The organism is Methylobacterium sp., from assembly GCF_019745455.1.
Classification (GTDB): domain Bacteria; phylum Pseudomonadota; class Alphaproteobacteria; order Rhizobiales; family Beijerinckiaceae; genus Methylobacterium.
The window spans coordinates 54,636-60,931 of the sequence record NZ_JAIETD010000107.1 but is presented as its reverse complement, the minus strand read 5'-3'; the positions used below and the strand labels follow the sequence as shown (position 1 = coordinate 60,931).

Annotated in this window: 11 protein-coding genes; 5 read left to right on the top strand and 6 right to left on the bottom strand. The window is 60.9% G+C overall.

What is annotated here, in order from left to right; all coding sequences use genetic code 11:
• From K2Y56_RS19660 to K2Y56_RS19640, 5 genes are all read left to right on the top strand, one after another.
• The coding region (locus tag K2Y56_RS19660) for a glutathione binding-like protein (protein WP_292511474.1) at positions 1-329 on the top strand (329 nt) is incomplete at its 5' end.
• Entirely contained in the window at positions 326-1,294 is a 969-nt protein-coding gene (locus K2Y56_RS19655; RefSeq protein ID WP_039392455.1) for a magnesium and cobalt transport protein CorA, read from the top strand. The genes K2Y56_RS19660 and K2Y56_RS19655, both read left to right, overlap by 4 nt.
• 46 nt (positions 1,295-1,340) lie before the next feature.
• Positions 1,341-1,958: a hypothetical protein gene (locus K2Y56_RS19650; RefSeq protein ID WP_292511467.1), complete on the top strand. Its 618-nt coding sequence runs from the start codon at positions 1,341-1,343 to the stop codon at positions 1,956-1,958.
• Positions 1,959-2,045: 87 nt separating this feature from the next.
• The gene (locus K2Y56_RS19645) at positions 2,046-2,495 is read left to right on the top strand and encodes a hypothetical protein (RefSeq protein WP_292511463.1); all 450 of its coding nucleotides are present in this window, start codon (positions 2,046-2,048) and stop codon (positions 2,493-2,495) included.
• 106 nt (positions 2,496-2,601) lie between these two features.
• Entirely contained in the window at positions 2,602-3,003 is a 402-nt protein-coding gene (locus K2Y56_RS19640) for a RidA family protein (protein WP_004099044.1), read from the top strand.
• Positions 3,004-3,033: 30 nt separating this feature from the next.
• Here the strand turns inward: K2Y56_RS19640 and K2Y56_RS19635 are convergent, their stop codons facing one another.
• The 6 genes from K2Y56_RS19635 to K2Y56_RS19610 all read right to left on the bottom strand — a co-directional run bounded on the left by K2Y56_RS19635 (position 3,034) and on the right by K2Y56_RS19610 (position 6,229).
• Positions 3,034-3,621 carry an MFS transporter gene (locus K2Y56_RS19635; RefSeq protein ID WP_292511455.1) on the bottom strand — a complete coding sequence of 196 codons (588 nt, stop codon included), beginning with the start codon at positions 3,619-3,621 and terminating at the stop codon, positions 3,034-3,036.
• Between the two features lie 349 nt (positions 3,622-3,970).
• Positions 3,971-4,321 (bottom strand): hypothetical protein, encoded by a 351-nt coding sequence (locus tag K2Y56_RS19630; protein WP_292511451.1) that lies wholly within the window; start codon positions 4,319-4,321, stop codon positions 3,971-3,973.
• 8 nt (positions 4,322-4,329) lie between these two features.
• A complete protein-coding gene (locus K2Y56_RS19625) occupies positions 4,330-4,821 on the bottom strand; it encodes a DM13 domain-containing protein (protein WP_066117798.1) in 492 nt (163 codons plus the stop codon).
• 3 nt (positions 4,822-4,824) lie between these two features.
• Positions 4,825-5,295, bottom strand: coding sequence for a TlpA family protein disulfide reductase (locus tag K2Y56_RS19620; RefSeq protein ID WP_292511446.1), 471 nt, complete (start codon positions 5,293-5,295; stop codon positions 4,825-4,827).
• 150 nt (positions 5,296-5,445) lie between these two features.
• Positions 5,446-5,736, bottom strand: coding sequence for a DUF1330 domain-containing protein (locus K2Y56_RS19615; RefSeq protein WP_292511443.1), 291 nt, complete (start codon positions 5,734-5,736; stop codon positions 5,446-5,448).
• Between the two features lie 61 nt (positions 5,737-5,797).
• A complete protein-coding gene (locus K2Y56_RS19610) occupies positions 5,798-6,229 on the bottom strand; it encodes a heme-binding protein (protein WP_004357630.1) in 432 nt (143 codons plus the stop codon).
• Positions 6,230-6,296 lie beyond the last annotated feature (67 nt).

The following is a 6,296-nucleotide window of genomic DNA, read 5'->3' as shown; positions in this document are numbered from 1 at the left end:
TTGGGCCGACCTTCGGACAGCTAGGCTTTTTCCTGCGATTTGCCGGCAAGGACTATGAGGACAAGCGACCTCGGCAGCGCTTTGTTGATGAATCCAGGCGTCTTCTCGGGGTCCTGGATCACCGGCTGGAGGGCCGCGAATGGATTGTCGATGATTACTCGATCGCGGACATTGCGACGTTTGGCTGGGTGAATGCGCTGGTCGAATTCTACGCAGCGGGCGACATCCTCGGCCTAAGCAGCTATTCGAACGTGCAGGCATGGCTCGAACGCGGGCTGGCGCGACCGGCTGTACAGCGTGGCCTGCGAATTCCTGCGAGGCCTGCATGACCATTATCGCCGCATATTATTACAACGAAGGTAAGCGAGTCCGTGAAATCAGGCTCGATGAGCACGTCGAACTAAACGAGAATCGCTCGGGCTTCTGCTGGATCGCGCTTAGCGAGCCCACCGCAGACGAACTCAGCGCGATCCAGACGACGTATAACCTCCATCCTTTGGCGATCGACAACGCCATGCACCCGCTGTGCCCGCCCAAGCTCGAGGTCTACAACGATGAGTTGTACGTCGTCGCCCAGACCGCCGAGCTGGTCGGCGACCGGATCAGCTACGGCAAGATGGCGATCTTCACCGGTCACAATCATCTTATCACCGTGCGGCACGGCAATGCCGGAGCGCTGGGCAAACTTCGGGAGCAACTCGAGGCATCGCCGACGCAGTTCGGCAAGGGTGTCGACTATGTGCTGCACGCGATCTTGCACCGAGTGGTCGACCAGTATCTGCCCATCTTCGAAATGATCGAGGACGACGTCCTGGCGATGGAGCGACGGTCGCTGCACGATTTCCTCGGGCCAGAAGAGGTGGCGCGAATCTTCGAACTAAGGTCCGAACTCACGCGGTTCCAGCGCACGCTCGGGGCTATGGCCGAGCTGGTGCGAAAGCTCGTTCGCGGCCACTTTCCCTGCATCAGCGCCGAAATGACACCATATTTCCACGACGTCGCGGACCATGTCCACCGCGTGCAGTCCATGGTCGACGGCCTCCTGCTTGTCCTGTCCACGGTCTTCGAGGCCAGCAGCCTTCTGGAAGCGCAAAGGATCGGTGTGGTCACTCGCCAGCTCGCGGCCTGGGCGGCGATCTTGGCGGTCCCGACGGCGATCGCCGGAATATATGGCATGAACTTCAAGCACATGCCGGAACTGGACACGCCATATGGCTACTTCGTCGTGCTCGGAGTGATAGCGGTGTTCTGCCTTCTCCTGTTCATGCGCTTCAAGAAGGCCAAGTGGCTATGAGTAACGCACTTCGCGAGCTTCTCCGTCCGCCGAGTCACAGCGCGCTTTGTGCGCGAGCGTGTCCAATCCAGTTCAAGATGAAGGTGCTTCCATGACCTCCCAGGTGACCGACGTTCTAGAAGCAGTCCAGTCATTCATCGCCAAAGGCTATGACCGCGAATACCGCGTCAAGGACGGCAATCTCGTCGATCTCGAACTGGGATCGACCCTCGATCCGTGCGGCATTCGCGTCGATGCGGCGTTGCGCCTCGAGAGCGGGGACGACGGCGAAGATGCCTCCAACATCTACGCGATCACCGATCCGGCGACAGAGCATAAAGGCCTGTTGATCGACGCCTTCGACGTGTTCCACGAAATCTGCCCCCGCGACTTGTCCGAGCGCCTTGTGGCGCATCGGGAAACAGCACCGGCAGGTGACCAGGACGCGCCGAGCAAGCACGGACTACGGAAAGTCTACAAGAGCGAGTTTCACAGCGATCCCGAGCGTTACGTTCTGCGCGAGGGCTTTCCAGACTTCCCGCCATGCCCTTTCGGCCAATCCTTCAGCATCCTCGGCTTCGATACCGCCGAGCAGGAATATGTCTGGCTCGTCACGAGCATCATTCGAGATCCTCGGCTGATCAGGGTTCCATACCAGGGCGAAGACGTCATCAGCGACGAATAGCGGTGTCGCTTAGCCGGAAAGGCTGGCCTTCCTGGCCCACACATCTGCAGGCTGAACTTTAAGAACATCGAAAATTAGGAGGTGATTATGGACTGGAACAAGGACCACATACGAGAAACTATGCTCTTGCTGGAGACAGCAGCGTTGCACAGCGCTCGCGAAAACTACCTGGACTATGTCTCTACCGCTCGGCTCGATCGGAGCGAACCGATCGAAAACGACGAACTAGCTCAGGCCGAGGTCGCGAGCGACTTCGCTGAAGCGCTCGATGACACGCTCCATGACTACGCCAATAAACTCGAAAAGCTCAGGACGATCGATTTCGGCCCCAAGTTGGCCGTCAACGAAGGCGCTGTCGTCAAGCTGTCCGGCCGCCACTTTGTGATCGCGGTGTCAACGAGCAAGTTTACCTGTCAGGGGCGTGAGCTCATGGGCATTTCCACGATGGCGCCGATCTTCGAAGCGATCGAGGGCGCCCGAGCCGGGGAGACCGTGCAGTTCAACGGCCGGGACCTCATCGTAGAAGACGTGGAATAAAGCCCTCCACCGCAGCCGGCGCGCTAGTGCCGAACGCCCTGCTTCTCTTTCTGCATGCATACGGTCACTTGCAGCCGCATTGACCTGGCTCATCAAAGGCAAACTCATGACAACACCTTCATTCTTCATCACCCCCGGATACGGGACGCGCCTGCATGACGCGCTTCATTATTCTCAGGCAATGCGCATTGGTGACCGCGTGGAGATCTCCGGACAGGGCGGATGGAACGACGATCTCGTCATTCCGGAGTCGATTGAGGAAGAGATCGAGCAGGCGTTCAAGAACGTGGAACGGACGCTCGCGACCGCCGGAGCACGCTGGCCGCATGTGGTCCACGTCAATTCCTATCACGTCGGTGGATTCCCTCCCGTGATCAACGAAACAATGGCCAAGCTGTATCGCCACTACATGCCCGACCGCGCTCCAATCTGGACGCAGTTGGGAATCGAAGCGCTGGGGCTTCCAACCATGCGTATCGAAATTCGCGTAACAGCTATCATCGCCTGACCCCGCGGTTCGTGCAGGCGCCGTGCCGCGCTAATCCCGCACGCCCTGCGCCCGCTTCTCCATGCATATCATCGTATCGAGAGATCCGGTTATCATCGGCGTGTTCGGAGAACGGGGGGCCGCCTTGGCCTGGTTGGCGCGCCTCGGCTGCCTGCGGGCGATGGCCAGCACTGCCAGGAGCGTGAGCAACGCCGCCGCATAAAGGAACAGGCCGCCAGGGCCGACGATATTCATTGCAGCTGCTCCTACTAGGGGGCCAGCGGCTGTCCCGATCCCGTTGAGCAACAGAAGCCCGCGCGCGGTGCCGAGTAGCCGACCGGCCGGAAGATCGTCGTTTGCGACGGCGAGACACAACGAATAAATCGGGATGCCAAAGCCGCCGAACAGCGCACCTGCCGCAAGGAGCAGCGGCAGAGGCGCTTCCACCGCCAACGCTACGCCGATGGCAGACGCTGCGGACGCCAGCGCCGCACCGGCGATGACAAGATTCCGGGGCACTCGATCCGAAAGCCAACCGAGTGGCCAATGGAAGGCGAGCGTTCCACCAAGAACCGCAGCCATGAAGGCGGAGATACCGCCCACATCGAGGCCGATGCTCTGGGCGAAGTTCGCGCCCATGCCCCAGAAACCACCGATAGCCAGGCCGGCCAGGAAAGCGCCAGCCGCAGCGAGAGGTGATACGAGGACGAGGTCCCTGAACGCGACCCATTCCTGTCCACCTGGGCCGGCGGATGACTGGGCAGCAAGGTGATCGGAACCACCGCCGCTGATATCAGCAGCGACACGATGAGGAACAATGTCACGTCGGCGGGCGGTGCGATGTTGAGCAACGCCTGCCCGATTGCCCATGAGCCCATAGAGACAACTCCGAATATCGACAGGAGCTGCCCGCGTGTGGATGGCAATGCGTGGGCGTTGAGCCAACTCTCCGTTGCGAGGATCATGCCCGCGTAGGCGAAGCCGGTAATCAGGCGAAGCCGGTAATCAGGCGAAGCGGCATCCAGGCGATCGGCTCCACGAACGCCACATGGAGAAGGGCGGTCATCGAGGCAATGGCCGCGAAGCCGGCGAAGGTTCTGACATGTCCCACGGAGACGATGATCGGTGGCAACACGAGCGCGCCGATCGTGAAACCCGCGAAGTAGAAGGACATCATCGCGCTGATCGCGCCGGTCGAGAACCCCTCATGGCCGGCTCTCACGATCAGGAGCGTGCTCAGCAGGCCATTGCCCAGCAGCAGAGTGGCGACGCTCAGCAGCAGCGCCGCCACCGGCGCGAGAACGAGGCCGCGCTTGCCCGCCGACCTCATGGTATCCATCGCCGGGCTCATTCTCGGGCCTGACTTGAGGGTTGATACTCTGCCGCACTGATGAACTGGTCGAATGCTTCGCACCAGATGACGACCGTGTTGTAGTCACGGACATCGATGCCGGCAGGCACCTCGACGATGAAGCCGTTGAACGTCTTCACGTCGCCCACGCGGACTGATCTGTCCTTGATCAGGAGAAAGGCCTCCTTCGTGTCGACGAAACGTGGTGCGAGGTAGAGCTTGTAGTCGGGACCAGGGGCGAGGCGCCCGATATGGGCGATACGGTCGCGCGAGACCCGGATCTCGCCTTCCCCCCAGTGAAGCAGGTCGCTGCCTTTGAGATCGCGGGCCAGACGCCCTGCGTAGAGCGTCTCGGCTGAGATGGTCCGCAAGGCCGCCGCGTCCGGGGCCTGGGGGGCGGTCAGGATCGGCAGCGTGTAGACACCGCCCGCGAAGCCCATGGCGAGCATCGCGAGATGGGTGGCAATCAGGATGACCCAGCGCCGCATCGGTTACACCAGCTCCAGTCCCTTCACGAGCTGATCGGCGTCGAGATGGAAGTCCGAGAATACGATGCGGCCGCCAGCGTCCATCACGGAGAACCAGGGCGTTCCCCGCGTGCGGTAGTCCTCCATGAAGGTGGGAAGCGTCGCGCCGGCAGGTGGCTCGTCGTGACCGAACGCGACAGGAAGCGCATACTTGAGCTGGTTCACGCGCAGCTTCTCGAAGGTGTTCTCATCCGCTCCTTCGAAGACGGTCTGGATCACCGCGAAGCCCACGCCCTTGGCGCTCAATGCACCATGCAACCTTTGTAGCGTCGGAAATCCATGCAAATGGCAGCCACGGCACCAGTGCTGGAAAGCGAAGAGAACTTTCGGGCCGGTGCCGAGATCCGACAGCTTGAACGGCGCGATGCTTTCTCCATCCACGCCAATCCATCTCTGCACCCGCAGCTCGGGGGCTTGTCGTTCGTCGACGCTCATCTGATCTTCCAATTCCGATGCAGAAGTCCGATGAGTGGTCGCGTGTGGCGATGGCACGCGAACCTCACCGCCTTGATCCCCTACAGGTTGTAGGATGCGAGTTCGCCGACCGATACTCGTGGCCAGCGCCGCCGTTCTTCCGTCGGTGTGTCACCGCCGCCCCTCGATGATAAAGGCGCGATAGCGGGAACCGGCAAAACGGTGCGCAGCGATGGTTTGGTAGGCGGGGCTATGATACCAATCACGGGCGGCCTGCATCGTCGGGAACCGCAAAATTACGGCCCCTTCGACGGGTGGCCCCTCCAAATGCTCCATCGCGCCATAAGCGGCGAGAAAGGTTACGTCGTGGCCATCGAACGATGGGCCGATGCCTGCAGAATAGGTTGCGAGTTCTTCCGGATCGGTGGTTTCTTCGCGGGTGAAGACGACGAACGCTTCCATCTTAAGTCTTTCGTAAGGTCGGATCTGCAGGCCACCGCCGCTGGCGATGGCCTTAAAGTCGTCAGGCTGGCAGCTCGAACCCGATTTTCGTGAGTGCCTCGACGCACGCATCCTGATCCTGCTGATAGTTGCCTCCGGAGATGCCGATCCCGCCGATCAACTTCCCGTCTTCCAGGATCGGATAGCCTCCGCCGACAGCGACCATCCGGGGGCGATAGGCCAGCGGCGCCACTTTTGGATCGTTCGAAACATAGTCGTTCCAGACATGGGTCGGGTACCCAAACGAGGCGGAACTCCAAGCCTTGTCGATGGCAACATCGACGGTGAGAAACGGCGCGTCATCAGTGCGCTCGAACGCGCGCAGGTTACCGGTGGCGTCGACGACGGCGACCGCAGCCGGGATGCCGATTGTACGTGCCGCGGCGATCGCAGCATCGATGAGGGCGACGGCGGTTTCGCGGTTGATCGAGGCGGTGGCAATGGATTTCGTCATGGAATTTCCTTCGCCGTGGCATAATCCGTCCGGCGTTCTTGAGGTTAGAAAAGACGTTCGGCGGTGG